The sequence below is a fragment of the Pseudomonas sp. RA_35y_Pfl2_P32 genome, from assembly GCF_963970735.1.
GTDB lineage: Bacteria > Pseudomonadota > Gammaproteobacteria > Pseudomonadales > Pseudomonadaceae > Aquipseudomonas.
This window is the reverse complement of sequence record NZ_CAXAQF010000305.1, coordinates 1-465: the sequence shown is the minus strand read 5'-3', so window position 1 is coordinate 465 and position 465 is coordinate 1. Positions and strand designations below refer to the sequence as shown.

Genomic DNA, 465 nt, shown 5'->3' with positions numbered 1-465 from the left:
CGACCCCAATGCGCCAATCCTGCCCGATCTGGACATCGATATCGGGCGCTTGACCGTCGCGCGGATGGTGCTCGCGCAACCGGTGACGGGGGCGGTGCATATCCTCAAGATCGACGGCGCAACCCACATTGCCGAGCGGCGTGCGCAAGTGACCGCCAGCGTCGTCGCGCTGGCCGGGCGCGGTATTGCGGGCGGCGATCGGCTGAACTTTAAGCTCGATGCCGTGCCCGATGCGAACCGGCTCGACCTCGATGCGCATCTGGTTGCCCCGGCAACGGGGGTGGTCGCCAGCATGAGCGGGCTGAAGGCACCGCTCGATTTCAGCATTGGCGGCAAGGGTAGCTGGAAGGCATGGCAGGGCAAGGCGACTGGCACGCTGGGCGGCGCGTCGTTCACCGATCTCGCGCTGACCGCGAACAGCGGCACCTTCACCGTGCGCGGCTTCGCCAATCCGGGCCTGTATCC

General features: G+C 67.3%; 1 protein-coding gene. It reads left to right on the top strand.

Annotated elements, in window-relative coordinates; translation table 11 throughout:
• Positions 1 to 465, top strand: a 465-nt coding sequence (locus tag AACY45_RS28410; RefSeq protein ID WP_339548793.1) for a hypothetical protein, incomplete at both ends; no start/stop codon positions are given.